Raw genomic sequence first — 24,775 nt, forward strand, 5'->3', positions numbered from 1 at the left:
TCAGGGCCGCCCCGCGACCGCGACCTCCTCGGCCGTCCGCACCCGGCCGGGCGGCGTCCCGTCCCCGAAGGGCAGGCCGCCGAGTTCCTGCCGGTGATGGGGCGTCAGCCACCCGGCGAGATCCGGGCCGAGGGGCACGACACGGGTCGGGTTGATCCCGGTGTGGACCTGGTAGTAGTGCCGCTTGATGTGGTCGAAGTCGACGGTGTCACCGAATCCCGGTGTCTGGTAGAGGTCCCTGGCGTACGCCCACAGCACCGGGCTCTCCGTGAGTTTGAAGCGGTTGCACTTGAAGTGGCCGTGGTAGACGGCGTCGAACCGCACCAGCGTGGTGAACAGCCGGATGTCGGCCTCCGTGATCGTGTCCCCGACCAGGTAGCGCCGCCCCGCCAGCCGCTCGGCGAGCAGCTCAAGCCGCCGGAACACGCCGGCGCAGGCCTCGTCGTACGTCTTCTGCTCGTGTGCGAACCCGGCCCGGTAGACCCCGTTGTTGACGTCCTCGTACACCTCCGCCATCACCGCGTCGATCTCGTCCCGGTGCCGTGCCGGGTAGAGGTCCGGCGCCCCGGCCCGGTGCAGTGCCGTCCACTCGGTGGCCAGGTCCAGGGTCAGCCGCTGGTAGTCGTTGGTGACCAGTCGCCCGCTCGGCACGTCCACGACCGCCGGCACGCTCACCCCGCCCGGGTAGCCGGTCTCCCGGCGGTCGTAGGCCTCGCTGAGGTACCTGATGCCGAGCACCGGGTCGCGGCCGCCCGGATCGAGGGTGAACCTCCAGCTGCGGTCGTCCTGGACCGGGTCGGTGACGGCGAGCGACAGGGCGTCCTCCAGGCCGAGCAGCCGCCGCGAGATCACCGCCCGGCTCGCCCACGGGCAGGCGCGGCTGACCACCAGCCGGTAGCGTCCGGGTGCCACCGGCCAGCCGTCCCGTCCGTCCGCGGTGATCCGGTCCGTGAAGTGGCTGGGGGACCGGTCGAATGCCTTGTGTCCCAGTGCGCTGTTGCCGTCGTCGCTGCTCATGCGTCCTCCTCGTCAGGGGGGGGCCGCCCTACGGCCGACCGGGAGCCCTGCGGAATGCGTTCCCCGGTTTCCGTCGCGCCGGAAGCAGCCGGATCGGAAAACGGCCGGACGGGAGACGGTCCGGACGAGAGGGCCGCGCGCTCCGTGCAGGAGGGGGCACATGAAAGCCCCGCCGCGACGGGGGAACGCGGCGGGGCCTGATATTCGGCTGCCCGGCCGGAAGCCGGTTCATGCCTCCCCGAAACAGATTTTTCTAAATTCCGCCGGTTCCCGGCCGGAATGAATTCCCGGAACCGTCAGTTCCCCGGCTCGGGTTCCGGCGCCTCGGGTTCCGGCCACATCGGTTCCGGTTACTTCGGTTCCAGCACGAACACCGGGATCTCCCGGCTGGTCTTCTTCTGGTAGTCGGCGTACGGCGGGTACGCCGCGACGGCCCGCTCCCACCACTCGTCCTTCTCCGCGCCGGTGACCTCGCGTGCGGTCATGTCCTGCTTGACCGGCCCGTCCTGGAGCTCGACGGCCGGGTGCGACTTGACGTTGAAGTACCACACCGGATGCTTGGGCGCGCCGCCCTGCGAGGCGACCACGGCGTACGTCCCGTCGTGCTCCACCCGCATCAGCGGCGTCTTGCGGATCTTCCCGCTCTTCACCCCCAGGGTGGTGAGCAGGATGACGGGCATCCCGGTGTCCATCAGGGTCGTGCCCTCCTTCCCGCCCGAGTTCTCGTACAACTCGACCTGCTCGCGCACCCAGGCGGTCGGGCTGGGCTCGTACTCGCCCTCAAGAGGCATGAGGTCCGTCCCCTCGTCGGTTCCAAGACTGACAGCACGATTCAACACGTGAAGTGCTCCGGATCATCCGTACGACACCGCCCGTGACGGGATCTCGCCCCTGCCCCGGTGGCACCGGACGTCAGCCGGGCGACAGCACCATCCGGGCCGCCAGCCCCAGCATCACGCAGCTCGACAGCAGCGCCGTGACCAGGCGGCCCCGGTGGCCGGTCAGGCCGCGGCCGAGGAGCGCCCCGCCGCCCGCCAGCAGGAGCTGCCAGCTCGCGGACGCGGCGAAGGCCGCGAGGACGAAGACACCCTGCTCCGGCGGCCGTACCGCCTCGGCCGTGCGCGTGCCGACCACCAGGGCGGCGAAGTAGACCACCGTCGTGGGGTTGAGCAGCGTGATCCCGAGGAGGCCGAGATAGGCACGTCCGGGGCCGGGTACCGGCCGCTCCTCCCGGGTCGCGAGCCGCCGCTCCCGGTAGTGGCGCAGCGCGTCCGCCGCACCGCGCACGGCGAGCCCCACCAGCACCAGCGCCGACACCAGCCGCAGCGGTCCGAGCACCGGTACCAGCGCCGCCGCCAGCGCGGCGCCGCCGACGGTCGCCAGCAGGGCGTACAGGCCGTCGGCGCTGGCCACGCCGAGCGCGGCGCAGGCGCCGGTCCGCAGTGACGTGCGAGCCGTGAGGGACACTAGATACGTGCCGACCGCGCCGACCGGGACGGCGATCCCGTACCCGGCGAGCAGGCCGGCGACGAGCGCGGCCGTCACGCGCGTGCGGGCTCGGGCCTCCAGGGACGCCCCGGCTGCTGCTGGACCCGCACCCGACGGAAGGTCGCGGTGGTCAGCGGCACAACGGCGTCAGGAGTGTTCATGCGCAGATCCTGGGGCCCGCGGCGCCGCACCGGCAAGCGAATTTCGGCGCGGAACCGTCCCCCGACCGGACGTGGTTCGGCCAGATCACCCGATGCAGCGATCTGGCCGAACTTCAGGTCGCCCCATAGGTGCCCCAAGCATCTAATGAAGATCGGCACGACGTACGACACTCGTCTGCGAGGTCTTCCATGAAAGAACTGACGGACCTGACGGAACCCACTTCTCCCGCCGGCCGGGCCGACCCCGTGGCCTGGCCGCAGGACCGCACGTGCCCCTACCACCCGCCCACCGGCTACGACCCGCTGCGCGACGGCACCCCGCTGTCCCGCGTCACCCTCTACGACGGCCGCACCGTCTGGGCCGTCACCGGTCACGGCGCGGCCCGGGCGCTGCTCTCCGACCCCCGGCTCTCCAGCGACCGCCGGCGCGCGGACTTCCCGATGCCGAACGCCCGGTTCGCGGTGGCCCGGGAGCGCCGCCGGCTCGCCCTGCTCGGCCTCGACGACCCCGAGCACCAGATCCAGCGCCGGATGCTGATCCCGGACTTCACCCTCAAGCGGGCGACCGTGATGCGGCCGGCCATCCAGCGGATCGTCGACGACCTGCTCGACCGGATGATCGCCGCGGGGCCGCCCGCCGACCTGGTGAGCGCCTTCGCGCTGCCCGTGCCGTCCATGGTGATCTGCGACCTGCTCGGTGTGCCCTACGCCGACCACGAGTTCTTCGAGGCGCAGTCCCGGCGGCTGCTGCGCGGTCCGGAGCCCGCCGACTCCCTGGACGCGCGCGAGAAGCTGGAGGCCTATCTCGGCGACCTGGCCGACCGCAAGAGCCGGGACGCGGTCCCCGGTGACGGCGTCCTCGACGACCTCGTCCACGAGCGGCTGCGGGACGGCGCCCTGGACCGCGCCGAGGTCGTCTCGCTCGCCCTCATCCTGCTGGTCGCCGGGCACGAGACCACCGCCAACATGATCTCGCTCGGCACCTTCACCCTGCTCCAGCAGCCCGAGCGGCTCGCCGAACTGCGTGCCGACCCCGCACTGGTGCCGGCCGCCGTCGAGGAACTGATGCGGATGCTGTCCATCGCCGACGGGCTGCTGCGCGTCGCCCTGGAGGACATCGAGGTGGACGGCACCACCACCGTCCGCAAGGGCGACGGCGTGCTCTTCGCGACCTCCGTCATCAACCGCGACGAGTCCGTCTACGACGACCCCGACACCCTCGACTGGCACCGCCCGACCCGCCACCACGTGGCCTTCGGCTTCGGGATCCACCAGTGCCTGGGCCAGAACCTGGCCCGCACCGAGCTGGAGATCGCCCTGCGCACCCTGTGGGAGCGGCTCCCGGACCTGCGGCTCGCCGCACCGCCGGAGGAGATCCCCTTCAAACCCGGCGACACGATCCAGGGGATGCTGGAACTCCCCGTGACCTGGTAAGAGGCTCCTGCCATGCACATCGAGATCGACAGTGACGTCTGCATCGGCGCCGGGCAGTGCGCCCTGACCGCCCCGAACGTCTTCACCCAGGACGACGACGGCTTCAGCACCCTGCTCCCCGGCATGGAAGACGGCGGCGGCGACCCGCTGGTCAGGGAGGCGGCCCGGGCCTGCCCGGTGCACGCCATCACGGTCGAGGAGCCGACGGGTTAGGCAGCCGCCGGCACGTCGAGCACCGCCAGTTCGAGGCCGCGCAGCCGCACCGGGTCGGCGACCACCTCGTACGCCGCCACCCGGTCGCCCTCGACGGTGACCCGCAGGACGTACCGCAGCCGTCCCCGCGGGGCGACGACGAGGCCGACCCGGCCGTCCACCAGGGCCGGCCCGGCGAACCGGGCGCGCTCGCGGAGCAGCACCGTGCCCTCCGCGACCGCCCGCGCGCCCCGCAGCTCCGCCGCCACCCCCGGCGGCAGGGTCGCGGGGTCGGCGTGCCGGACCACGTCCGGGGCGAGCAGGCCGAGCAGCGCGCCCAGGTCACCGCCCCGGGCGGCGGCCAGGAACGCCTCCACGACCCCGCGGTGCCGGTCCTGCTCGGCGGCCGGCAGCGCGGGCGTGCCCCGCACCTTGTGCCGGGCCCGGCTGCCGAGCTTCTTCGCGGCCGGCAGCGAACGGTCGGTGATCGCCGCGATCCGCTCGAACGGCACCCCGAACAGGTCGTGCAGCACGAACGCCACCCGCTCGGCCGGGCTCAGCGTCTCCAGCACCACCAGCAGGGCGAGCCCCACCGACTCGGCGAGCACGGCCTCCTCCTCGGGGCCGTCGCCGGCCGCGATTTCCGGGAGATCCTCGCCGTACGGCTCCTCGCGGTGCGCGGTGCGGGCGCGCAGCAGGTCCAGGCAGATGCGGGAGACGACGGTCGTCAGCCAGGCGGTGAGGTTCCCGACGTCGGCGCCGCCCGCGCGGCTCAGCCGCAGCCAGGCCTCCTGGACCGCGTCCTCGGCGTCCCCGGCCGAGCCGAGCATGCGGTAGGCGATGGCCCGCAGCCGCCCGCGCCGCGCCTCGAACTCCGCCGCCAGCTCGTCGTGCCGGTCCATGGGTCACCTTTCCGCCGCGTACTCCGTCACCCCGTCGACGTATCCGGACCGACCGAGGTGACCACCCCATGCTGCTGCACATCGACTCCAGCGCCGACGCGACCGCCGACTCCGTGACCAGGCGCCTCACCGCGGACTTCGCCCGCGCCTGGCGCGCCGGGCACCCGGCGGCGGAGTACCGCCACCGCGACCTGGCCGCCACCCCGGTGCCCCCGCTCACCGGCGCCTACACCACCCTGGGCCGCCGGGTGGAGCGGGAGGGCTTCGTGCCGCCCGCCAAGGTGCCCGCACTGGTCGAGAGCCGGGCCGAGGCCCGGGAGTGGGAAGCGACCCTGCCCCTGGTCACCGAGCTGGCCGCCGCGGAGACGGTGCTGCTCGGCGTCCCCATGTACAACTTCGCGGTGCCCGCGGCCCTCAAGGCGTGGATCGACCGGGTGACCTTCCCCGGCGCCTTCGCCCACCCGGACACGGGGGAGAGCCTGCTCTCCGGCACCCGGGTGGTGGCCGTCCTGGCACGCGGCGGCGGCTACGGCCCGGACACCGGCCGTGCGGACCTGGACTTCCAGCTGCCGTACCTGAAGGCCTGGACGGCCCGGCTCGGCGTCCGGCCCGAGCACCTCCACCCGGTCGCCGCCGAGCTGACCCGCGTCGACCTGCTGCCCTTCCTGGCCGGCCAGGAGGAAGCCGCCGCCGCCTCCCTCGCCGGGGCCCGCACCGCCCTCTCGCGGCTCGCCGCCCTGGGCTGACCTCACCCGGCGCGCAGCAGCACCCGGGCCGCCGCGCGGGCCTCCGCCGCGGGCTCCGTGCTCCCGGTGACGCCCGCGGTGACCATCGCCCCCTCGGCGAGCAGGAACAGCGGCCCGGTGAGCGCGGCGTCCAGCCCGGCGTCGGCCACCAGCTCCGCGAGGTAGTCCCGGAAGGCCTGCTTGTGGCCCCGCACCCGGTCCACCACCCGCGGGGAGGTGGCGCCCAGCTCGCCGTACGCGTTGATCCAGGCGCACCCGCGGAAGTCCGCCCCCCCGAACCACTCCTCCAGCCAGTCGAAGACCGCGAGCAGCCGCTCCCGGGGGTCCTCGTGCCGCCGGACGTGCTCGGCGAGCCGCTGCCGCCAGCGCACGTCGCGCCGGTCCAGATAGGCCGTCACGAGCTCCTCCTTCGCGGGGAAGAGCTGGTAGAGCCGCTTGAGGGAGACGCCGGAGGCACCGCGTATGTCGTCCATGCCGACGGACTGCACCCCGCGCCCGTAGAACAGCCGCTCGGCTGCGTCCAGGGCCTGCTCACGTGCGACCGCGCTGTCCATGGGCCACTCCTTGACGAGAGAACGTGCGTTCTCATACGGTAGCAGCGACCCGGAGAACGCACGTTCTCCCACTGTCGAGGAGGAGACCATGGCCGACCGCCCGCCCCTGCCGCCCTTCACCCGGGAGACCGCCGTCCAGAAGGTCCAGGCCGCCGAGGACGCCTGGAACACCCGCGATCCCGAACGGGTGGCGCTCGCCTACTCCGAGGACTCGGTGTGGCGCAACCGCGGCACCTTCGTCACCGGCCGCGCCGCGATCGTCGAGTTCCTCACCGCCAAGTGGGCCCGGGAACTCGACTACGCGCTCCGCAAGGACCTGTGGTCCTTCGACGGCGACCGCATCGCCGTCCGCTTCCAGTACGAGTGCCACGACGCGGACGGCCGGTGGTGGCGGTCGTACGGCAACGAGCTGTGGGAGTTCGACGGGCACGGACTCATGACCCGGCGCGAGGCCAGCATCAACGACGTGCCGATCGAGGAGCACGAGCGCCGGATCCACGGTCCGCGCCCGGAGTCCGAGCGGGGCCTGTCCTTCCCGCTCCGGTAGCGCCCGCATAGGGTTCCCGGATGACCGACGAGCCCCGCAAGCCCTTCCTCTACCTGGTCGTCTGCGCCGCCGGCGTCGCCGCGGGCGTCGGCAGGCTCATCGCCGCGGCCCAGGAGCGCGGCTGGGAGGTCGGGGTCATCGCCACGCCCGTCGCCATGAACGGGTTCTTCGACACCGCCGAGGCCGAGGGGCGCACCGGCCGCCCGATCCGGTCGGCCTGGCGGCGCCCCTCCGACCCGCGCCCCTTCCCGGCGCCGGACGCCGTCGTCGTCGCCCCCGCCACCTTCAACACCGTCAACAAGTGGGCCGCCGGGCTCGCCGACACCCTCGCGGTCGGAACCCTCTGCGAGGCCCTCGGGCTCGGCGTCCCGATCGCCGTCCTGCCCTGCGTCGCCGGCGCGCTGGCCGCCCACCCCGCCTACCAGGAGAGCCTGACCCGGCTGCGCGCGCTCGGCGTCCGCTTCGGCGACCCGTACGCCGGCGAGACCGAAGCGGACGGCCCGCGCCCCGAGTTCACCTGGGAACGCGCGCTGGACCTGCTGGAGCTGCCCGACGGCGTCCGATAACCACCGCCACCGCAGGAGACCGGACGACCGGCCGACGTACGCTCGCCTGTGTACGACGTGATCTCGACGGCGGGAGACAACGATGGAGTACGTGAAGCTCGGCCGCACCGGTCTGGACGTGTCCCGGATCTGCCTCGGCTGCATGACCTACGGCCTGCCCGACCGCGGCACCCACGAGTGGACCCTCGACGAGGAGGCGTCCCGCCCGCTGATCCGGCAGGCGCTGGAGGCCGGCATCAACTTCTTCGACACCGCCAACGTCTACTCCGACGGCACCAGCGAGGAGATCGTCGGCAAGGCGCTGCGCGACTTCGCCCGCCGCGACGAGATCGTCCTCGCCACCAAGGTGCACGGCCGCATGCGCCCCGGCCCCAACGGCGGCGGACTGTCCCGCAAGGCGATCCTCACCGAGATCGACCACAGCCTCGGCCGTCTCGGCACCGACTACGTCGACCTCTACCAGATCCACCGCTACGATCACGCCACGCCGGTCGAGGAGACGATGGAGGCGCTGCACGACGTCGTCAAGGCGGGCAAGGCCCGCTACATCGGCGCGAGTTCGATGTACGCCTGGGAGTTCTCCAAGGCCCAGTACACGGCCGAGCGGAACGGCTGGACCAAGTTCGTCTCCATGCAGAACCACTACAACCTCCTCTACCGCGAGGAGGAGCGCGAGATGCTGCCGCTCTGCGCCGACCAGGGCGTGGGCGTGCTGCCGTGGAGCCCGCTGGCCCGCGGCCGCCTCACCCGCGACTGGGGCGCGGTCACCGAGCGCAGCTCCACGGACAACTTCGGCAACCGCCTCTACCAGGAAGGCGACCGCACGATCGTGGAGGCGGTCACCCGCATCGCCGGCGACCGCGGCGTCCCGCGCGCCCAGGTGGCCCTGTCCTGGCTCCTCCACCAGGACACGGTGACGGCCCCGATCATCGGCGCGTCGAAGCCGAACCACATCGAGGACGCGGTGGCCGCGGTGGAACTGGAGCTCAGCGACAAGGAACTGGAAGAACTCCAGGAGCCCTACGGCCCCCATCCCGTCTCCGGCCACTGAGAAGCCCCTTCAGGGGCGCTGGGGGTACCCCCGGCCGAAGGCTGGGGGAGGAACTGTGCGATCAATCCCGACCCGGCCGCCCCTGAATCACAACCGCTCCGTCCCGCACGGACCACCCCCTTCGCTCTCCAGCAGGGGAACCGGTTCCCCACCCATGGACAACGTCCGGTAGTACCCCCCGATCCGCTCCGCCGACCTCCCCACGTAGTGGCCGATGAACGACCGCCGGAACCGCCCGGCGGAGCGATTGGGCTGGGACCCGTGCACCAGACTTCCGTTGAAGAACAGCACATCCCCCGGCCCCATATCGACCGGCACCGCCGCGAGCCCCTCCGGCGGTGCCACGTACTCCCGCGCGAACGACAGCCCCGCATCCGACTCCTCCGGGCAGAACAGGTCCATCCGGTGCGTCCCCGGCACCACTTCGAGGCCGCCGTTCTCCCGGTCGATCGCCTCACAGGCGACCCACGCGGCGACGCACGTCCCCGGCTCCACCCGCAGATAGAAGTTGTCCTGATGCAGCGCCTGCCCCCGGGCCCCCGGCGGCTTGAAGTAGAACATGCTCTGCGCGGCCAGCACCTCCTCCCCGAACAGCGCCTCCAGGACCACCCGGAGCCGCGCGTCCAGCAGGAACCGGCGTGCGAGCGGGCTGATCTCGTGGGGCTGCATCACCCGCGGATACCGGTGCAGCGGATCCGCCGTCGGCCTCGGTTCGAAGTGCCCCGGCACGACCCGCCCCGCCGTGTGCAGGGCCGCGAACTCCGCGCACAGCCCGTCGATCTCGTCGTACCCGAACAACCTCCTCACGACGGTGAACCCGTCCGCCTCGAACTGCCGCCGGATGGTCGCGTCGATGCCCGTGGCTGTCATGCCCGCCCTCCTCGGTCCGGTGCCCTGGACCTGTCACGCTAGGCCGACGCACTCCCGGAGAGGATGCCCATGAGCGCTGCGGAGTTGCCCGGCACTGCCGACCCGGCCCCGCCGCCGGGCATGGTCGTCACCGGCCGCTACGACGAAGGCCCCGGCTACCGGGTCAACCGTCCGGAAGGATCCGGCAGCTGGCTGCTCACCTGGACCACGGACGGCCGGGGCCTGCTCCGGCAGGGGGCGGTGGAGACCCCGGCCCGCCCCGGCGACCTCGTCGTCCTCGCCCCCGGTGTCCCGCACGGCTACGGCGTCGGGCCCGGGGCCCGACGCTGGCGGTTCTGGTGGGCCCACTGCCAGGTCCGCCCCCACTGGATGCCGTGGCTGGGTCCCGGCGCCCTCGGCGACGGCGTGTACGCCGTCGCCGCCCCGGACGGCACCCACGCCCGCATCGAGGCGGTGTTCCACCGCGTGCTCGCCGACTCCCGCTGGACCGGTACCGGCGCGCCGCCGGCCCCGGCACCGGGCGACGCCCCCGTCGCCGTCGCGCACGGCACCGCCGCACGCGAACTCGCCCTGTGCGCGCTGGAGGAGGCCGTCCTGCTCGCGACCGCCGGCGCGCACCCCGCGGCGCCCGGCCGGGACGCCGGGGACGCGCGGGTGCGCCGCGCCGAGAACCTGATCGCCGCCGACCCGGGCGCCCCGCACACGGTCCGCTCGCTCGCCGGGCGTGTCGCGCTGTCGCCGTCCCGGTTCGCCCACCTTTTCACCGGTCAGACCGGCGTGCCGCCGATGCGCGCACTGCGCGAGGCGCGGCTGCGGCACGCGGCCCGGCTGCTGGAGAGCACCGACCTGACCGTCGAGCGGGTCGCCGCCGCGTCCGGATTTCCCAGCCCGCTCCACTTCAACCGGGTTTTCCGAGAAAGGTACGGTGTTCCGCCCGGCGCCTACCGCTCCGGTGAACGGCCGTAATGTACCCGGCCATTGGTTCACGGGCGCCGGCGGCCCGGCGGGTTGTGCAGGTCGGGCCGTGGTTCAATGGTTGGTGACGATACCGGGGCGGTCGGCCCCGATTCCCCGCGGCAATTGCGATGTCGATACGGCGACAAAGCGCGGGCTCCGTCATTGACGAATCGTCAAATTACCGCGGCCTACGGGCAATGCGCAAAACCCTGGAATCCCTTGTTCTGCCCTGCTGGCCTGTGCAAAGGTGTGCCGTGTCGGCATGCGGGCAATTGTTTTCGACCGCCGCGTGCACGAGGCCGCCCCCGCGAGCCGAACCCCCCTTGCAAGCCCATCCGGCCTTGGTGTCGGCCGGGCCGCATACCGGTCGCATACCAGTCGGTATGGACCGGATCCCGCGTTGCGTCTGGAAGGAATGCAGCCGTGAATGACGCAGGCCTGGGGAATTCCCCTACCCCCGCCCGGCCGTTCGACGTCACCGACGAGCAGCTCAGCGCCGAGCTCAAGCAGTGGACGGGTACGGCACCCGCCCTGCACCCCGTCGGTGAACTTCTCGACCGGCACTGGGAAGCGGCCTTCGCCTACGCCCGTCTGTGCACCGACGGGACGCGCGGCGCGGGAATGCTCACCACCGCCGCATTCACCAGACTTTTCGGTGAATCCCTCCGCCAGGCCGGGCCGACCGCTGCCTGGCGCCCCCAGCTCCTGGTCACCGTCCGCCGTATCGCCGCCGAATGGGACAACGACGGCCGCGGCGAACTGCTCCACCCCGAACTGCGCGTCGGCAAGGGCGAGCGGGCCGCCTCCCGGCTGCTCCCGCCCGCGAACCGGCGGCTGCTCTCCCGCGCCTTCCAGCGCCTCACCCCGTCCTCGCGGACCGTGCTGTGGCACACCGAGGTCGAGTCGGAGCCCCTGGCGGCGCCCGCCGCACTGCTCGGCCTGGACGAGCAGGACGCGCACGTCGAGCTGCGCCGGGCCCGCGAGCGGATGCGCGAGGAATGCCTCCAGGTGCACCGCGAACTCGCCCACGAGGACGAGTGCCAGCGCTACGTCCGGATGATCGACGTGACCTTCCGGCGCGGCGGGATCGACGTCGACCGGGACCTCCAGCAGCACCTGAACGGCTGCAAGCACTGCCGGTACACCGCCGACCAGCTCCACCAGTTCAACGGCGGCCTCGGTACCGCCCTCGCCGAGGCCGTGCTCGGCTGGGGCGCCCGCGCCTACATGGAGCACCGGGCCCGCCCGGCCGAGGAGCCCGTCGGGCCCGGGACCACGCCCGTCGGCGGGTTCACGGGCGGCGAGGCGTTCGTGCCGCCCGCCGCCCCCGGCAAGGACCTGATCGTGCACCCGGCCGCCTCCCGCCGTGCCAAGCAGCGCGAGGCCCGCCGGGTCCGCCGCCGCAACCTCGCCGTGGCCGTGGGCACGGTGAGCGGCCTGGTCGTGCTGCCGCTGGTGCTGTGGTCGGTGCTCGGCTCCGGCGACGACAGCACCTCGGCCACCGCCAAGCCGTCCGCCACCCCGGCCGGCTCCGCCAGCTCGGGCCCGTCCTGGATCGGCACCAGCCGGACCACCCAGGGCACCCTGCGCGGCCGCCTGCACAACATCGCCTCCGGCCTGTGCATCGGCGTGGTGGGGAAGAAGGCCGTCAAGGGCGCCGAGACCGAACTCGCCGAGTGCTCCTCCACCGCCAGCCAGCAGTGGACGTACGAGGGCGACGGACTGCTGCGCAACGCCGCCGCCCCCGACCTGTGCCTCGACTCGCACCTCGGCTACTCGGTCCAGCTCTCCCCGTGCGCGGCGACCGCCGGGACCAAGGCCAAGAGCGTCCACTACGACTTCACCCTCCAGGGCGCGCTGGTGCCCCGCTGGGACCAGGACCTGGCCCTCGCCCCGGCCGCCACCGACGGCGGTGGCGCGCTGGTGGTCAAGAACCGGACCAACGCCGGCGCCCAGCGCTGGGTGATGGACACCTCCCAGCCCGACCTGCAGATGCAGATCGTCAACTGGGACGCCGACACCACCCCGACGCCGACCCCGACCGCGTCCGCCACCCCGACCACCAAGGCGGCCAGGCCCGCCACGCCGACGCCGACCCCGTCGGCGTCCCGGACGACCGCGCAGCCGACGCCGTCGAGCACCCCCGGCTACGACCCGTGCGTCGAGTACCCCGGCTACTGCTACGGCTCCGGGGACGGCCAGTACGGCGGCGGTGGCTACGGCGGCGGTTACGGCGGTGGCTACGGCGGCGGGGGCCACCACGGGCACTGAGCCCGCACGGGCTCAGGGGTGCGGCGGCGGGGGCGGCATCGTCGTCAGCTCCGGCGCACCCTCCGGCCACACCAGCAGCACCGGGCAGGGCGCGTGGTCGACGACGAACCGCGCCGCCCTGCCCAGGCTGTGCGGCCCTGGCCGGGACCGGTCGCCGTCCCGGGCCAGGACCAGCAGACCGGCGTCGGCGGCGGCCGCCACCACCTCCCGCTCGACCCGGCCGACCCGCTCCAGCCTGGTGCACGGCCGCCCCAGCCGGTCCGCGGCCGCGGCCAGCAGCTCCGCCGCCGACGTCCCGCCCAGCTCGACCAGCCGCGACTCCGGGTCCGGTTCCGAGCCGGCCCGGCCCAGCAGCCCCGCGAAGGCGCCGTGCGCGAGCCCGGCCACCCCCGGCTCGGCCACGTGCAGCAGCACCACCTCGGACGCCTCCGGCGCATGACCGCGCGCCGCGTCCACACAGGCCGGCCAGGTCCCCTCGACCAGCCAGACGATCACCCGCATCTCCATGGCCTCCTGGGCCTCCTGTCCAGATCCCGGCCGGATGCCCGACTAGACCCCGACCACCTGCAGCGCCCCCCACAGCGCCACCACCGCCCCGCACAGCGCGGCCGGCACCGCGAGCAGCCCCAGCCGGGTGAACTCCCCGAGGTCCACCCCGTGGTCGTGCTGGTGCACGATCCTGCGCCACAACAGCGTCGCGAGCGACCCGGCGTAGGTGAGGTTCGGTCCGATGTTCACCCCGAGCAGCACCGCCAGCACCGCGCCCGGCCCGGCCGGTGCCGCGAGCGGCAGCAGCACCAGCACCGCCGGCAGGTTGTTCACGATGTTCGCCAGGACGGCGGCGAGCGCGGCGATGCCGAGCAGTGCCGGCAGCCCGGTCCCGCCCGGCAGCACCTGGCCGAGGGCGTCCGCGAGCCCGTTGTCGACGACCGCCCGCACCACGATCCCGAGCGCCAGCACGAACGCCAGGAACGCGGGCGCGGCCGCCTTCACCACCGTCAGCGGGGTCGCCTGCCGCCGCAGCAGCGCCCGCCCGGCCAGGACCAGGGCGCCCGCGCACGCGGCCCACGCCGGGTCGATGCCGACCGCCGAGGTGAGCACGAACCCGGCGAGCGTGCAGCCCACCGTCACCAGCGCGAACAGCGGCAGCCGGGGCGGCTCGCCGGGATCCGCGGAGCCCGGGGCCGCCGAGGACAGGTCACGGGCGAAGAACCGCCGGAACACCAGGTACTCGGCGCCGATCGCCACCAGCCAGGGCAGCACCATCAGCGCCGCGAACCGGGTGAAGCTCAGCCCGCTCGCCGCGAACGCCAGCAGGTTCGTCAGATTCGACACCGGCAGCAGCAGCGAGGCGGTGTTCGACAGGTGCGTGCAGGCGTAGACATGCGGTTTCGCCCGTACCCCGGACCGGGCGGCCGTCGCGAACACCACCGGCGTCAGCAGCACCACCGTGGCGTCGAGGCTGAGCACGGCCGTGATCACCGACGCCAGCGCGAACACCGCGGTCAGCAGCCGCACCGGCCGCCCGCCCGACCACCGGGCCATCCACGCCCCGCAGGCCTGGAACAGGCCCTCCACGTCGCAGAAGTGGGCCAGCACCAGGACGGCGGCGAGGAAACCGACGACCGGCCCCAGCTGCTCGGCCTCCGCCCGCGCGTGGTCGAGGGAGATCGCCCCGGTGGCGACGACGATCCCCGCCGCCGGTACGGCGAGCACCGCCTCCGGCCAGCCGCGCGGCCGGACCACGGCCCAGGCCAGGACGGCGGCGAGCAGGAGGACGGACAGGGTCTCGGCGAGCGGGGTGTTCAGGGTGTGTCCCTCGGAGGCGTGATCAAGTACGGCCCGCCCATGAAAGCAGACGGAGGCGGACGGGCCCGGTTACGAGGACCGGGTACCCGCCGCGCCCAGGAACTCTCCCCATCCGCCGGTCGGCTCCTGCCCCGGGTTGAGCGTGCGCAGCGTCCGCAGCACCGCCGGGTCCTGCGCCTCCAGCCACGCCACCAGCTGCTTGAAGGACACGAAGCGCACGTCGTCGTACTCGGCCATCTTGCCGATCGCCTCCTCGACGGCGTCCATGTAGATGCCGCCGTTCCAGCGCTCGAAGTGGTTGCCGATGAAGAACGGCGCCCGGTTGGTGGTGTACGCCCGCTCGAAGCCCGCCACGTAGCTGTCCCGGGCCTGGGTGCGCCAGGCGTCGTACTGGGTCTTGTCGCCCAGCGGATTGCCGGCGGACTGGTTGTACATCATGTTGTAGTCCATCGACAGGACCTGGAAGGAGTGCCCGGGGAACGGTATGGACTGCAGGGGGAAGTCCCAGATGCGGTTGCCCTGCACCTTGCCCGGCCAGATCTGCAGGCCGCCGGGGGAGGAGGCGTCGTACTTCCAGCCGAGCGCGGCCGCGGTGGGCAGCAGGTTGGCCTGGCCCTCCAGGCACGGGGTGCGGCCGCCGATCAGCTCCTTGCGGTAGTCGAAGGGCAGCGGCTCCAGGTCGGTGAAGCCGGTGTTCGTCTTCCACTTGGTGACGAAGTCCATCGCCTGGTCGATCTCGCTGCGCCACTCGGCGGGGGACCAGTTGCGCACACCGTCGCTGCCGCAGAAGTGCCCGTTGAAGTGGGTGCCGATCTCGTGGCCCTCCAGCCAGGCGGCGCGCACCTGCTGGAGCGTGTTGTGGATGTGCCGGTCGGAGAGGTAGCCGATCGCGGAGGCGCCGACCTGGTGCTGCGGGGGGCGGTAGAGGTCCTTCTTGGACTCGGGCAGGGTGTAGATGCCGGAGAGGAAGAAGGTCATCTTCGCGCCGTGGTCCGCGGCCACCTTGCGGAAGCGGGAGAACAGCTTGTTGCTGAGCTCGCCCGCCCCGTCCCAGGAGAACACCACGAACTGCGGCGGCTTGCTGCCGGGCGCCATCCGGGCCGCCTTCGGCTGGTGCGGCTGGGCGCCGGTGTCGGCGGTGGAGCCGTCGCCGATGAGCTTCAGCGGCTTGGCGGGCGCGCCGTTGCCGCCGCCGTCCTTGACGCCGTCGCCCGAACTGCTGCCGCCCAGCGTCCAGTTGCCGTTCGAGCACCCCGAGACCGCGCCGAGGGCGCCGAGGGCCCCCGCCGTCGCGCCCGCCGTCAGCACCCGCCTGCGAGAGATGCCGCTCATGTCCGTCCCCGATTCCGTCGTCCCGGCCCCTCGCGGAGCCCCGTTGCTGTGTGGTCGACGGGTTCGATGGGCGGTCCGGCGGAAAAGATCGGAGCCGGCCGTGCGTGTTGCACTCCTGTGACAGTCGTGGCCCGGACATGACGAACCCCGCTGCCCGGGGGAGTGGGCAGCGGGGTCCGGGTCAGGAGGTGATCAGGCGCCGGTACCGGCGCTGAACACGTTCAGGCGTACCGAGGAGGCGTTCCCGGAGACCGGGACGGCGCCGTTCTTCCAGGTGACCTTCAGCGAGTCCTTCTCGTCCGGCGGGGTGACCAGCAGGGCGGCCGGCGTCGCCGTCTTCGCGCCGCTGATCTCCGGACTGGAGAAGGTCAGCCCGGCCCAGGCGCTCTGGCCCGGCTTGAGCGTGACCGTCGCGGCGGTGCTGCCGGACTCGCGCTGCGGGTCGGGGCCGAGCTGGGTGCCGGCGGCGTCCACGAACGCGGCGCCCGGGTAGCCGCGCACGGTGCAGGTGCGGCCCGACTTGTTGGTCAGCACGATCGGGAAGTTCTCCTGGCCGGCCCCCGGGTTGTTGCCGCCCACCGAGGCGGTCAGCTCCGAGGTGTGGCAGCGGGTCCCGGCGGCGCTGCTCGTCGTCGTGCCGCCGGTCGGCGAACCGCCGCCGGTCGCCGAGTTGCCGGTCTGCGACCCGGACGAGGACCCGGTGCCGGACGGGACGGCTGAGGTGCCCGAGCTGTCCGTGCTCGACGCGTTGCCGGTCGCGGGCGCCGCCGTGCCCGACACCGACTCCGGGGACTTGCCCTGACCGCCGTTGCCGCAAGCGGTCAGCAGGCCCAGGGCGGCGACCGTGCTCGCCAGCAGGGCCGCCCCGCGCCGCACGGACCGGTACGTGTGCGCCATGTGTCTCACCACTCCTGGATGTGTCGTGGCACGCCTGCGAGGCGTGCCGGAGGCGCTCCGTGCGCCGTCACTCCCATCCGATGCGAGAAACGGCGGAAAAGTTCGGGGGCACGCCGGAATTCCCCGGGTCAGGTGACCCGAAGGGACCGGAGGATGCCGTCCGTGGTGCTCTCGTCGACGGCGCCCTTCTGCCGCACCTGCACGTACACCTGGGGCCCGCTCTCCCCGCCGGCCGGGCGCAGCGCCGCCTCCTGGATCGAGCCGCCCGCGCCGGAACAGCCGCTCCAGCTGCGGACGCGGCCCTTCCAGTCGGTGCCGGTGAAGGCACGGCTGCCGTCGTAGTGGCAGCCGGAGTGGGAGAGGGCGTTCACCTTGGCGGCGACGTCACCCTTCTCGCTCACGCCGATGAACACGCCGTTCACCGCGGTCGTCAGGTCCTGCCACTCGGAGACGTCGTCGGCGACCTCCAGACCCGGCTCGTGCCCGGAGGCCAGCCCCAGGGCCTGCGGGTTCCAGCCGGAGTTCCGCAGCTCGCCCGCCCACCCGGAGGGCACCTCGGCCACCACCCGCCCGGTGGAGTCGGCGACCCGCGTCTCGTCCCCGGACGACCCGTTCCGGTCGACCATCGTGACCGCGAGAGCCGTGCCCCCGGCCGCGAGGACCGCGGCGACGGTCAGCGTGACCGCGTTGAGCCGCCTGCGGACACCGTCCAGACGCCGGGGCCGGCGGGCCGCCGCGGCCGCCGCCAGCCGGTCCAGCTCGTCCGCGAAGGCCTGCGCCGACGGCCAGCGCCGCTGCCGGTCCGGCTCCAGGGCGCGCATCAGCGCCCGCTGCACGTCGTCCCCGAGGCCCGGCCGCAGCCGCTCCGGCCGCACGACCTGCCCGGGCGCCCCGGGCACCGTGCCGGTGACCAGCTCGTAGCCCACCGCGCCCAGCGCGTAGACGTCGGCGCGGGCGTCGATGCCCTCGCCGGGCCGGGCCTGCTCCGGCGGCTGGTACCCCGCCGAACCGGCCGCCAGGGTCAGCCCCGACGCCTGGGCCAGGCTCTTGGCCAGCCCCAGGTCGGCGAGGAGCACCCGCCGGGTGCCGTCCTGCGCGGTGCGCAGCAGCACGTTGGTCGGCTTGATGTCCCGGTGCACGATCCCCGCCCCGTGCAGGTCCGCCGCGCCGCGCGCCGCCAGCGCGGTCAGCCGCAGCGCGTCGGGAACCGGGAGCGGGCCGCCGCCGAGCAGGTCGGCCAGGGTGCCCGCGTCGGCGTACTCCATCACGAAGTACGGCCGCCCGTCGGGGAGTTCGCCGATGTCGTAGACCTGCACCACGCGCTTGGAGTCGGCCCGCCGCAGCAGCCGGGCCTCGGACAGGAAGCGGTCGTGGATGTCGAGGCGGTGGGACCAGTTGTCGGCGAGCACCTTCACCGCGACCGGGGCGTCCAGCTGGTCGTCGTAAGCGAGCCAGACCGTCCCGAAGGCACCGGTGCCCAGGCGCTGTTCGAGGCGATAGCGGCCGATCCGCTCCAGGGGTTGCATACGACTATCATGCCTGTCCTGAGATCGACTTCGAGGGGGACCTCCCGTGCCGGACGCCGCGCTGACCGAAGACCTCGCCCGGCGGGCCGCCGGCGGCGACCAGGTGGCCCTGAACCAGCTGCTGTCCGAGGTCTGGCCCGACGTCGTACGGCGCTGCGGACGGTTCCTGCCGTGCCGGGAGGACGCCGAGGAGGCGGCCCAGGACGTGCTGCTCCAGATCTCCCGGAAGATCTCCACGTTCGAGGGCCGCAGCCGCTTCAGTACCTGGCTGTACACGGTCGTCGCCAACTGCTCCCGGCAGAAGTACCGGGACCTGAAGCGGCGGGCCGCGGAGCAGCCGGCGACCATCGAACCGGCCGAGCACGTCGACCCGCGCACGACGAGCGTGATCGCCGGGTCCCGCATCGATCTCCTTGAGGCGCTGGACCGGCTGGAGCGGGAGCACCCGCAGCTGGTCGCGCCGCTGGTCTACCGGGACATCTGCCAGCTGGACTACGCCGAGGTCGCCGAGCGGGTGGGGATCCCGCTGGGCACCCTGAAGTCCCGGCTGCACGAGGCCCGCAAGCAGGTCCGGCCCTGGCTGAGCGCGCCGTGACAGCAGAAAGGGCCGCACATCGGCGGCCCCGGAAGACAGGGCGAGGAGTTCTTCTCCTTGCCCTTCTTAACGTATAGCGCACCGGGGGGCTTGCGGCAAGGCCCCCCTCGTCCCGCAGAATCGCAGGCCGAAGCCAGGAACTGCGGTATTTGGGGGATACGCGACATGCGTGTGCTGTTGATGGGATATGGGTCTCGCGGTGACGTGGAACCGCTGGCGGGACTCGCGGCGGCGCTGCGGGAGCTCGGTGCCGAGGCGCGGGTGTGCGCCCCGCCGGACGAGGAGTTCGCGGAGCTGCTGGCCCGTGCGGGCGTGCCGCACGTGCCGTTCGGGCCGTCCGTGCGCGCGCTGGTGACCCGGCCGAACCCGGCGCCGGAGGACCCGTTCAAGCTCGCGCCCGAGCTGGTCGCCGCGCACTTCGACACGGTCGGCCCGGCGGCCGCGGGATGCGACGTGCTGGTGGCGAGCGGTCTGATGCCGGCCGGCGCGCGGTCGGTGGCCGAGAAGCTGGGCATCCGCTACGTGCTGGCCTGCTTCCACACGGCCGGGCTGCCGTCCTCGCGCTTCCCGCCCGCGGGCCGGCCCGGCCGCCCGGCCCCGGCCGACGCCGACCTGCCGACGCTGTGGAAGGTGGACGCCGAGCGGGTGAACGCCCTGTACGGGGAGGCGCTCAACACCCACCGGGCCGCGCTCGGCCTGCCCCCGGTGGACAACGTCCGTGACCACGTCCTCACCGGCCGGCCGTGGCTGGCGGCCGAGCCGGGGTTCGCCCCGTGGCAGGAGATGACGGACCTCGACCTCGTGCAGACCGGCGCGTGGCTGCTGCCGGACACCCGCCCGCTGCCTGCCGACCTGGTGGCGTTCCTGGAGGCCGGCCCACCGCCGGTGTACGTCGGCTTCGGCAGCATGGCCATGCGCGGCGCGCCGGACACCGCCCGGGTGGCCGTCGAGGCGGTACGCGCCCAGGGACGGCGCGTGCTGATCGGCCGCGGCTGGGCGGACCTCGCCCCGGGCGACGGCGCCGACTGCTTCGCCGTCGGCGAGGTCAACCACCAGGCGCTGTTCCGCCGGGTCGCCGCCGTCGTCCACCACGGGGGCGCGGGCACCACGACGACGGCCGCCGTGGCCGGTGTGCCCCAGGTGATCGTCCCCCAGCTCGTGGACCAGCCGCACTGGGCCGCCCGGGTGGCCGCACTCGGCATCGGCGCGGCCCACGACGGCCCGGTCCCGACCGCCGACTCGCTCGCGGCCGCGCTCGCGACCGCCCTCACCCCCGCCACCCGGGCCCGTGCGGCCGCCGTGGCCGGCACGATGCGCACCGACGGAGCCGCCGAGGCCGCGCGGCTGCTCCTCGACGGCGCCTGAGCCGCGCCCACGGCCACCGCGGCGCCCCCTGCGCGGGCCCGCCGCACGACGGTGCGGATCCGCCGCGTGGGCGCGACCAGCCACGGCGGCCCCGTGGTGCCGCACGAACCGCACCCCGCAACGACCCCGGACGGCGGCCGCCGTCCCCGCCCCCCATGTTCGTCGCGTCCCCCCTCGGACGTCCTGCCGTGCGTGCCCGCGGCCGCACGGCCTCCCCACGGAGCTGATGCTGTGAACCCCCTGACCACCAGCGCCTTCGACCTGCCCGAACGGCTCTCCGCCAAGGCCGACCCGGCCCTGATCGCCGACGACGAGCGGCACCTGGCCGCCGTCGGCGAGTGCCTCGCGCAGACGGTCGCCGAACTGTCCGACCGCCTCGACGCCGAACTCAGAGCGCCGGGCGGCACCGGCCGGGCCGCGATGGACCGGGACATCGAGGTCCACCGGCTCACCGGACGGCTGCGCACGCTGCGCCGCTTCGGCCTCGACCTGTGCCTGGGGCGCATCGTCGCCGCCGACGACCCGGAGCCCGTGTACATCGGCCGCCTCGGCCTCACCGACAGCACGGGCCGCCGGCGGCTGATCGACTGGCGGTCGCCCGCGGCCGAGCCATTCTTCGCGGCGACCCACGCCGACCCGGCGGGACTGCGCAGCCGGCGCAGGTACCGCTGGACCGACGGCCGGATCAGCGACTACTGGGACGAGGTGTTCACCGCCGACGGGCTCGACGGACACGCCGCGCTCGACGACCAGTCCGCGTTCATCGCCAGCCTGGGCGCCGACCGCTCGGAGCGGATGCGGGACGTCCTCGCCACCATCCAGGCCGACCAGGACGCGATCATCCGCGCGGGATCCCGCGGCGCCCTCGTCGTCGACGGCGGCCCGGGCACCGGCAAGACGGTCGTCGCCCTGCACCGCACCGCCCACCTCCTGTACTCCGACCCGCGTCTCGGCCACCGCCGGGGCGGGGTGCTGTTCGTCGGCCCGCACCGGCCCTACCTGAACTACGTCTCCGACGTCCTGCCGAGCCTCGGTGAGGAGGGCGTGCAGACCTGCCTCCTGCGGGACCTCGTCGACGAAGGGGCCGCCGCTGCCGCCGAGACCGACCCGGAGGTCGCCCGGCTGAAGTCGTCCGCGGACATGGTGCGGGCGATCGAGACGGCCGTCCGGTTCTACGAGGAACCCCCGGCCCGGGGGATGACGGTCAGCACCGACCGGGGCGACCTCCGGCTGACCGCCGACGACTGGGCCGACGCGTTCCGGGCACCGGGGCCCGGCACGCCGCACAACGAGGCACGCGACCAGATCTGGGAGGAACTGGCCACCATCCTGCTGGAAAGGCACCGGGGCGACGACGTGCCGCCCGAGGAGTTCCGCAGGTCGCTGCAGCGGGACCGGGACCTGGTCGACACCCTCGACCGCGCCTGGCCGCTGCTGGAGCCGACCGACCTGGTCGCGGACCTCTGGTCGGTCCCCGCCTACCTGCGGCTGTGCGCCCCCTGGCTGAGCCGGGACGACGTGCGCCTGCTCCAGCGCGCCGACGCACGGGCCTGGACGGTGTCCGACCTGCCCCTCCTGGACGCGGCCCGGCAGCGGCTCGGCGACCGGGAGGCGGACCGGCGCACGCGGCGGCAGGAGGCCGTTCTCGCCGCCCAGCGCGAGCGGATGTCCCAGGTCGTGGACAACCTGATCGGGGCCGCCCGGGACTCCGGCGCCGACCTCGACGAAGGCGAGGGCCTGGTGATCATGCTCCGTGGCGAGGACGCCGCGGTCAGCCTGGTCGACGAGTCCGAACTCTCCGTCCCGGCCCCCGACCTGCTGGCCGGCCCGTTCGCGCACATCGTCGTCGACGAGGCCCAGGAGCTCACCGACGCGGAGTGGCAGATGCTGCTGCTGCGCTGCCCGTCCCGGAGCTTCACCATCGTCGGGGACCGCGCCCAGGCACGGCACGGGTTCACGGAGACCTGGCAGGAACGGCTGGCGCGGGCCGGGTTCGACCGGATCGAACTGGCCTCGCTCAGCATCAACTACCGCACCCCGGAAGAGGTCATGGCGGAGGCCGAGCCGGTCATCCGGGCGGTGCTCCCGGACGCGAACGTGCCGACCTCGATCCGGGGCAGCGGCCTGCCCGTGGTCCACGGATCCGTGTCGGAACTGGACGAGATCCTCGGCACCTGGCTCGCCACCCATGCCGAGGGCGTCGCGTGCGTGATCGGCGCCCCCGGCTTCACACCGAAGCCCCGGGTCGGTTCACTCACCCCGGAACTGTCGAAGGGGCTCGAATTCGACCTCGTCGTCCTCGTCGACCCGGAGGAGTTCGGCACAGGCGTGACGGGCGGTGTCGACCGCTATGTCGCGATGACCCGCGCGACCCGGCAGCTGGTGGTCCTGACCAGCGACTGACGAGCGCCCCGAAGGGGCGCCGGGTCCCGGGTCAGCCCGCGGGCCGGGGAGCACGCAGATGGGCGCGCTGCTTCAGCTCCTCGGCCTCGACCAGTTCCAGCATCGGCCTGCCCGGCGCGCACATCATGGTGACCACGAACTCGGTCCTGGCGTCGGCGAGCGCGTTGCCGTCCTGGTAGTGGACGACGTCGCCGCCCGGCTCCCAGAACGTGCCGCCGGCCTCGATGATCCGCTCGGGCTCGCCTTCCAGCTCGAAGCGGACCGCGCCCTTGAGGACGTAGCCGAAGGCGGGGCCGAAGTGGCGGTGCGGAGGGGTTCCGGGGTCACCCGGTTCCCACTCCACGCGGAGGGTCATCGCCGTCGCGCCCTCGGGGACGGTGATCGGCGCGGCCTCCTGGAGCACCTTCACCGCCCGGGTCCAGCTCGGGGCGTCCGGGTCGTCGCCGGGATGAGGGTGCTGTGGGTTCTCCGACACTGAGCCGTCCCTTCCGCGTCCGGTGTCGAGCGTGATCGACTGTACGTCGGGCGAGTCCGCGACCGTTGCCTTCGCAACCGGCGGGCGGCGACGTGTCGCGGCGGACCTCCGTAGCGGGCGCCCGCTACGGCCCGGCGACCGCCACGCCGAGTTCGGTGGCCGCGCGCACGGCGAACCAGACCTCGGTGAAGGCGGCCGTCGTCGACAGGTCGCGGCCGGTCACCTCGCCGAAGCGGCGCAGCCGGTAGGCGAGGGTGTTGGGGTGGACGTGGAGGGCCGCCGCGGCGTCCTCGGTGCGCCGGTCGCGTTCCATCCAGGTGCGGACGGAGACCAGGAGCTGCGACCCGTGTGCCCGGTCGTAGCGCAGGGCCTCGCCGAGGACCTGCTCGACGAGGGCCGCCAGCAGCCGCCGGTCCTCGGGCAGCCAGCGGCCGGTGGCGTCCTCGCCGTAGTGGAGGAGCGGCTTGCCCGCCTCCGCCGCGCGGCCGGCCGCCCATTCCGCCTCCTGCTGGGCGACCCGCAGCGGCTCGCCGACGGCGAAGGGGCGGCTCACCCCGCAGACCGCGCCGGGCAGCTCGGCGAGGGCCTCGGTGAAGCCGGGCTCGGCGAGGACCAGCCGGTCCTCGCCGCGGCGCAGGGTGAGGTGCGGGTGGCCGGACAGCGCGCCGTCCAGCTGTTCGTCCTGGGTGCGCCGGAGCACCGCGAGGACGACCGGCCGCTGCGTGTCCAGGCCGTGGTGGGCCAGCCGCCGCTGGGCGCCGGCCGCGTCGAGGGTGTCCTGGAGCAGCTCGGCGAGGGTCTCCGCGCCCTCCCGCCGCAGCACCTCGCGCTCCTGGCGCACCATCGCGAGCCGCAGGGCGGCGACGGTGGCCAGATGCTGGACGACGGCCAGCCCGGCCGGCCGGGCCCCGGTCTGCTCCAGCGCCACCAGGTAGCCGGCCGCGCCGCCCGGGCCGAGGACGGGGAGCACGAAGCCGCCGGGCACGGTCGGCGGGGCGTCCGGGTCCGCCGGGAGCACCGAGAGGTCCTCCGGCGCCGGGACGCCGGGCAGCAGCGGGCGCCCCTGCGGGGTGCACAGGAAGATGCGGTAGCCGCTGAGCTGCTCCAGGCGGTCGAAGAGCGCGGGGATGTCCAGGTTCTCCTCGGCCATCCAGCGCAGCGCGCCGAACACCTGGAGCTGGGCGCCGAGCCGCTCGGCGGACTTCTCGCTGACCGCGGCCGCGACCTCCTGCGCGATGGTGACGAAGGGCACCGTGAGCGGCACTTCCAGGACCGGGAAACCGCGCTCCTCGGCCGCGGCGAGGAACGCCTGCCGCAGGGGAGGGGTCCGCAGCTGGGTGCTGAGCACCAGCGCCGCGACGCCCGCGTCGTCGAGCCGCTCCAGATAGCGCCGCTGGGCCTCGCCGCCGCGCGGCACGGCGAGGCCCACGGTCATCAGGACCTCCGAGCCCTGGAGCCAGGGGGTGGGATCCTCCAGCTCGCTGACGTGCGCCCAGGAGACCGTACGGCCCAGGCCGCCGCCGCCCGCGAGCAGACGCATCTGCAACGCGGGGAAGGACAGCAGGTCGCCGACGGTGAGGACGGAACGCGGCGTGGCTTTGTGGTCGGACACAAGAC

General features: G+C 73.8%; 24 protein-coding genes. 11 read left to right on the forward strand and 13 right to left on the reverse strand.

Translation table 11 applies throughout. From position 1 onward, the window contains the following. The 3 genes from ACFZB3_RS05390 to ACFZB3_RS05400 form a co-directional block, all read right to left on the reverse strand. Complete coding sequence (locus ACFZB3_RS05390) at window positions 1–1,017, reverse strand: glutathione S-transferase C-terminal domain-containing protein (protein WP_391370069.1); 1,017 nt, start codon at window positions 1,015–1,017, stop codon at window positions 1–3. A gap of 350 nt (window positions 1,018–1,367) precedes the next feature. After that, window positions 1,368–1,808: a nitroreductase/quinone reductase family protein gene (locus tag ACFZB3_RS05395; RefSeq protein WP_391370072.1), complete on the reverse strand. Its 441-nt coding sequence runs from the start codon at window positions 1,806–1,808 to the stop codon at window positions 1,368–1,370. Between the two features lie 121 nt (window positions 1,809–1,929). Further along, window positions 1,930–2,562, reverse strand: coding sequence for a LysE family transporter (locus ACFZB3_RS05400; RefSeq protein ID WP_391370075.1), 633 nt, complete (start codon window positions 2,560–2,562; stop codon window positions 1,930–1,932). A gap of 293 nt (window positions 2,563–2,855) precedes the next feature. Here ACFZB3_RS05400 and ACFZB3_RS05405 point away from each other — a divergent pair, with 293 nt between their 5' ends. Next, window positions 2,856–4,100 (forward strand): cytochrome P450, encoded by a 1,245-nt coding sequence (locus tag ACFZB3_RS05405; RefSeq protein WP_391370078.1) that lies wholly within the window; start codon window positions 2,856–2,858, stop codon window positions 4,098–4,100. A gap of 12 nt (window positions 4,101–4,112) precedes the next feature. Beyond that, window positions 4,113–4,313, forward strand: coding sequence for a ferredoxin (locus ACFZB3_RS05410; protein WP_391370081.1), 201 nt, complete (start codon window positions 4,113–4,115; stop codon window positions 4,311–4,313). Here the strand turns inward: ACFZB3_RS05410 and ACFZB3_RS05415 are convergent. Then, window positions 4,310–5,194 carry a sigma-70 family RNA polymerase sigma factor gene (locus tag ACFZB3_RS05415; protein WP_391370084.1) on the reverse strand — a complete coding sequence of 295 codons (885 nt, stop codon included), beginning with the start codon at window positions 5,192–5,194 and terminating at the stop codon, window positions 4,310–4,312. The two genes, ACFZB3_RS05410 and ACFZB3_RS05415, sit on opposite strands and share 4 nt — an antisense overlap. A 68-nt stretch (window positions 5,195–5,262) precedes the next feature. Between ACFZB3_RS05415 and ACFZB3_RS05420 the strand changes: the two genes are divergently transcribed. After that, window positions 5,263–5,940 carry an NAD(P)H-dependent oxidoreductase gene (locus ACFZB3_RS05420; RefSeq protein WP_391370086.1) on the forward strand — a complete coding sequence of 226 codons (678 nt, stop codon included), beginning with the start codon at window positions 5,263–5,265 and terminating at the stop codon, window positions 5,938–5,940. A gap of 2 nt (window positions 5,941–5,942) precedes the next feature. Here the strand turns inward: ACFZB3_RS05420 and ACFZB3_RS05425 are convergent, their stop codons facing one another. Beyond that, window positions 5,943–6,494 carry a TetR family transcriptional regulator gene (locus ACFZB3_RS05425; protein WP_391370089.1) on the reverse strand — a complete coding sequence of 184 codons (552 nt, stop codon included), beginning with the start codon at window positions 6,492–6,494 and terminating at the stop codon, window positions 5,943–5,945. A gap of 88 nt (window positions 6,495–6,582) precedes the next feature. Here ACFZB3_RS05425 and ACFZB3_RS05430 point away from each other — a divergent pair, with 88 nt between their 5' ends. The 3 genes from ACFZB3_RS05430 (at window position 6,583) to ACFZB3_RS05440 (ending at window position 8,658) form a co-directional block, all read left to right on the forward strand. Further along, a complete protein-coding gene (locus ACFZB3_RS05430) occupies window positions 6,583–7,041 on the forward strand; it encodes a DUF1348 family protein (protein WP_391370092.1) in 459 nt (152 codons plus the stop codon). A 20-nt stretch (window positions 7,042–7,061) separates the two neighbouring features. Continuing rightward, complete coding sequence (locus ACFZB3_RS05435) at window positions 7,062–7,607, forward strand: flavoprotein (RefSeq protein ID WP_391370095.1); 546 nt, start codon at window positions 7,062–7,064, stop codon at window positions 7,605–7,607. 82 nt (window positions 7,608–7,689) lie between these two features. Beyond that, window positions 7,690–8,658, forward strand: coding sequence for an aldo/keto reductase (locus tag ACFZB3_RS05440; RefSeq protein ID WP_391370098.1), 969 nt, complete (start codon window positions 7,690–7,692; stop codon window positions 8,656–8,658). Between the two features lie 87 nt (window positions 8,659–8,745). On the opposite strand, the gene ACFZB3_RS05445 is transcribed toward ACFZB3_RS05440, so the two are convergent. Further along, entirely contained in the window at window positions 8,746–9,528 is a 783-nt protein-coding gene (locus ACFZB3_RS05445) for a phytanoyl-CoA dioxygenase family protein (protein WP_391370100.1), read from the reverse strand. Between the two features lie 69 nt (window positions 9,529–9,597). Here ACFZB3_RS05445 and ACFZB3_RS05450 point away from each other — a divergent pair, with 69 nt between their 5' ends. Continuing rightward, window positions 9,598–10,494: a helix-turn-helix domain-containing protein gene (locus tag ACFZB3_RS05450; RefSeq protein ID WP_391370103.1), complete on the forward strand. Its 897-nt coding sequence runs from the start codon at window positions 9,598–9,600 to the stop codon at window positions 10,492–10,494. A 414-nt stretch (window positions 10,495–10,908) separates the two neighbouring features. After that, entirely contained in the window at window positions 10,909–12,756 is a 1,848-nt protein-coding gene (locus tag ACFZB3_RS05455) for a ricin-type beta-trefoil lectin domain protein (RefSeq protein WP_391370106.1), read from the forward strand. Window positions 12,757–12,768: 12 nt separating this feature from the next. Here ACFZB3_RS05455 and ACFZB3_RS05460 read toward each other — a convergent pair whose 3' ends face one another. The 5 genes from ACFZB3_RS05460 to ACFZB3_RS05480 all read right to left on the reverse strand — a co-directional run bounded on the left by ACFZB3_RS05460 (window position 12,769) and on the right by ACFZB3_RS05480 (window position 18,320). Beyond that, entirely contained in the window at window positions 12,769–13,257 is a 489-nt protein-coding gene (locus tag ACFZB3_RS05460; RefSeq protein WP_391372031.1) for a universal stress protein, read from the reverse strand. A gap of 48 nt (window positions 13,258–13,305) precedes the next feature. Then, window positions 13,306–14,565 (reverse strand): SLC13 family permease, encoded by a 1,260-nt coding sequence (locus ACFZB3_RS05465; protein ID WP_391372034.1) that lies wholly within the window; start codon window positions 14,563–14,565, stop codon window positions 13,306–13,308. A gap of 69 nt (window positions 14,566–14,634) precedes the next feature. Beyond that, a complete protein-coding gene (locus ACFZB3_RS05470; RefSeq protein ID WP_391370109.1) occupies window positions 14,635–15,897 on the reverse strand; it encodes a hypothetical protein in 1,263 nt (420 codons plus the stop codon). A 192-nt stretch (window positions 15,898–16,089) separates the two neighbouring features. After that, a complete protein-coding gene (locus ACFZB3_RS05475) occupies window positions 16,090–16,794 on the reverse strand; it encodes a DUF4232 domain-containing protein (RefSeq protein WP_391370112.1) in 705 nt (234 codons plus the stop codon). Window positions 16,795–16,922: 128 nt separating this feature from the next. Next, on the reverse strand, window positions 16,923–18,320 hold the full coding sequence (locus tag ACFZB3_RS05480) for a protein kinase (protein WP_391370115.1): 1,398 nt from the start codon (window positions 18,318–18,320) through the stop codon (window positions 16,923–16,925). A gap of 46 nt (window positions 18,321–18,366) precedes the next feature. Between ACFZB3_RS05480 and ACFZB3_RS05485 the strand changes: the two genes are divergently transcribed. From ACFZB3_RS05485 to helR, 3 genes are all read left to right on the forward strand, one after another. Continuing rightward, entirely contained in the window at window positions 18,367–18,915 is a 549-nt protein-coding gene (locus ACFZB3_RS05485) for a sigma-70 family RNA polymerase sigma factor (RefSeq protein ID WP_391370118.1), read from the forward strand. Between the two features lie 165 nt (window positions 18,916–19,080). Beyond that, window positions 19,081–20,280, forward strand: coding sequence for a nucleotide disphospho-sugar-binding domain-containing protein (locus tag ACFZB3_RS05490; protein ID WP_391370120.1), 1,200 nt, complete (start codon window positions 19,081–19,083; stop codon window positions 20,278–20,280). 231 nt (window positions 20,281–20,511) lie between these two features. Beyond that, entirely contained in the window at window positions 20,512–22,683 is a 2,172-nt protein-coding gene (gene helR, locus ACFZB3_RS05495; RefSeq protein ID WP_391370123.1) for an RNA polymerase recycling motor ATPase HelR, read from the forward strand. A 31-nt stretch (window positions 22,684–22,714) separates the two neighbouring features. On the opposite strand, the gene ACFZB3_RS05500 is transcribed toward helR, so the two are convergent. Next, entirely contained in the window at window positions 22,715–23,158 is a 444-nt protein-coding gene (locus ACFZB3_RS05500; RefSeq protein WP_391370126.1) for a cupin domain-containing protein, read from the reverse strand. A 124-nt stretch (window positions 23,159–23,282) separates the two neighbouring features. Next, complete coding sequence (locus ACFZB3_RS05505; RefSeq protein ID WP_391370129.1) at window positions 23,283–24,770, reverse strand: PucR family transcriptional regulator ligand-binding domain-containing protein; 1,488 nt, start codon at window positions 24,768–24,770, stop codon at window positions 23,283–23,285. Between the last annotated feature and the right edge of the window lie 5 nt (window positions 24,771–24,775).

The sequence above is a fragment of the Streptomyces sp. NPDC008092 genome (assembly GCF_042957285.1).
In the GTDB taxonomy this organism is placed as follows: Bacteria; Actinomycetota; Actinomycetes; order Streptomycetales; family Streptomycetaceae; genus Streptomyces.

Coding starts and splice junctions, on each gene's coding strand:
- ACFZB3_RS05390 (WP_391370069.1), bottom strand. CDS start 1,017: ATGAGCAGCGACGACGGCAACAGCGCACTGGGACACAAGGCATTCGAC.
- ACFZB3_RS05395 (WP_391370072.1), bottom strand. CDS start 1,808: ATGCCTCTTGAGGGCGAGTACGAGCCCAGCCCGACCGCCTGGGTGCGC.
- ACFZB3_RS05405 (WP_391370078.1), top strand. CDS start 2,856: ATGAAAGAACTGACGGACCTGACGGAACCCACTTCTCCCGCCGGCCGG.
- ACFZB3_RS05410 (WP_391370081.1), top strand. CDS start 4,113: ATGCACATCGAGATCGACAGTGACGTCTGCATCGGCGCCGGGCAGTGC.
- ACFZB3_RS05415 (WP_391370084.1), bottom strand. CDS start 5,194: ATGGACCGGCACGACGAGCTGGCGGCGGAGTTCGAGGCGCGGCGCGGG.
- ACFZB3_RS05420 (WP_391370086.1), top strand. CDS start 5,263: ATGCTGCTGCACATCGACTCCAGCGCCGACGCGACCGCCGACTCCGTG.
- ACFZB3_RS05425 (WP_391370089.1), bottom strand. CDS start 6,494: ATGGACAGCGCGGTCGCACGTGAGCAGGCCCTGGACGCAGCCGAGCGG.
- ACFZB3_RS05430 (WP_391370092.1), top strand. CDS start 6,583: ATGGCCGACCGCCCGCCCCTGCCGCCCTTCACCCGGGAGACCGCCGTC.
- ACFZB3_RS05435 (WP_391370095.1), top strand. CDS start 7,062: ATGACCGACGAGCCCCGCAAGCCCTTCCTCTACCTGGTCGTCTGCGCC.
- ACFZB3_RS05440 (WP_391370098.1), top strand. CDS start 7,690: ATGGAGTACGTGAAGCTCGGCCGCACCGGTCTGGACGTGTCCCGGATC.
- ACFZB3_RS05445 (WP_391370100.1), bottom strand. CDS start 9,528: ATGACAGCCACGGGCATCGACGCGACCATCCGGCGGCAGTTCGAGGCG.
- ACFZB3_RS05450 (WP_391370103.1), top strand. CDS start 9,598: ATGAGCGCTGCGGAGTTGCCCGGCACTGCCGACCCGGCCCCGCCGCCG.
- ACFZB3_RS05460 (WP_391372031.1), bottom strand. CDS start 13,257: ATGCGGGTGATCGTCTGGCTGGTCGAGGGGACCTGGCCGGCCTGTGTG.
- ACFZB3_RS05470 (WP_391370109.1), bottom strand. CDS start 15,897: ATGAGCGGCATCTCTCGCAGGCGGGTGCTGACGGCGGGCGCGACGGCG.
- ACFZB3_RS05475 (WP_391370112.1), bottom strand. CDS start 16,794: ATGGCGCACACGTACCGGTCCGTGCGGCGCGGGGCGGCCCTGCTGGCG.
- ACFZB3_RS05480 (WP_391370115.1), bottom strand. CDS start 18,320: ATGCAACCCCTGGAGCGGATCGGCCGCTATCGCCTCGAACAGCGCCTG.
- ACFZB3_RS05490 (WP_391370120.1), top strand. CDS start 19,081: ATGCGTGTGCTGTTGATGGGATATGGGTCTCGCGGTGACGTGGAACCG.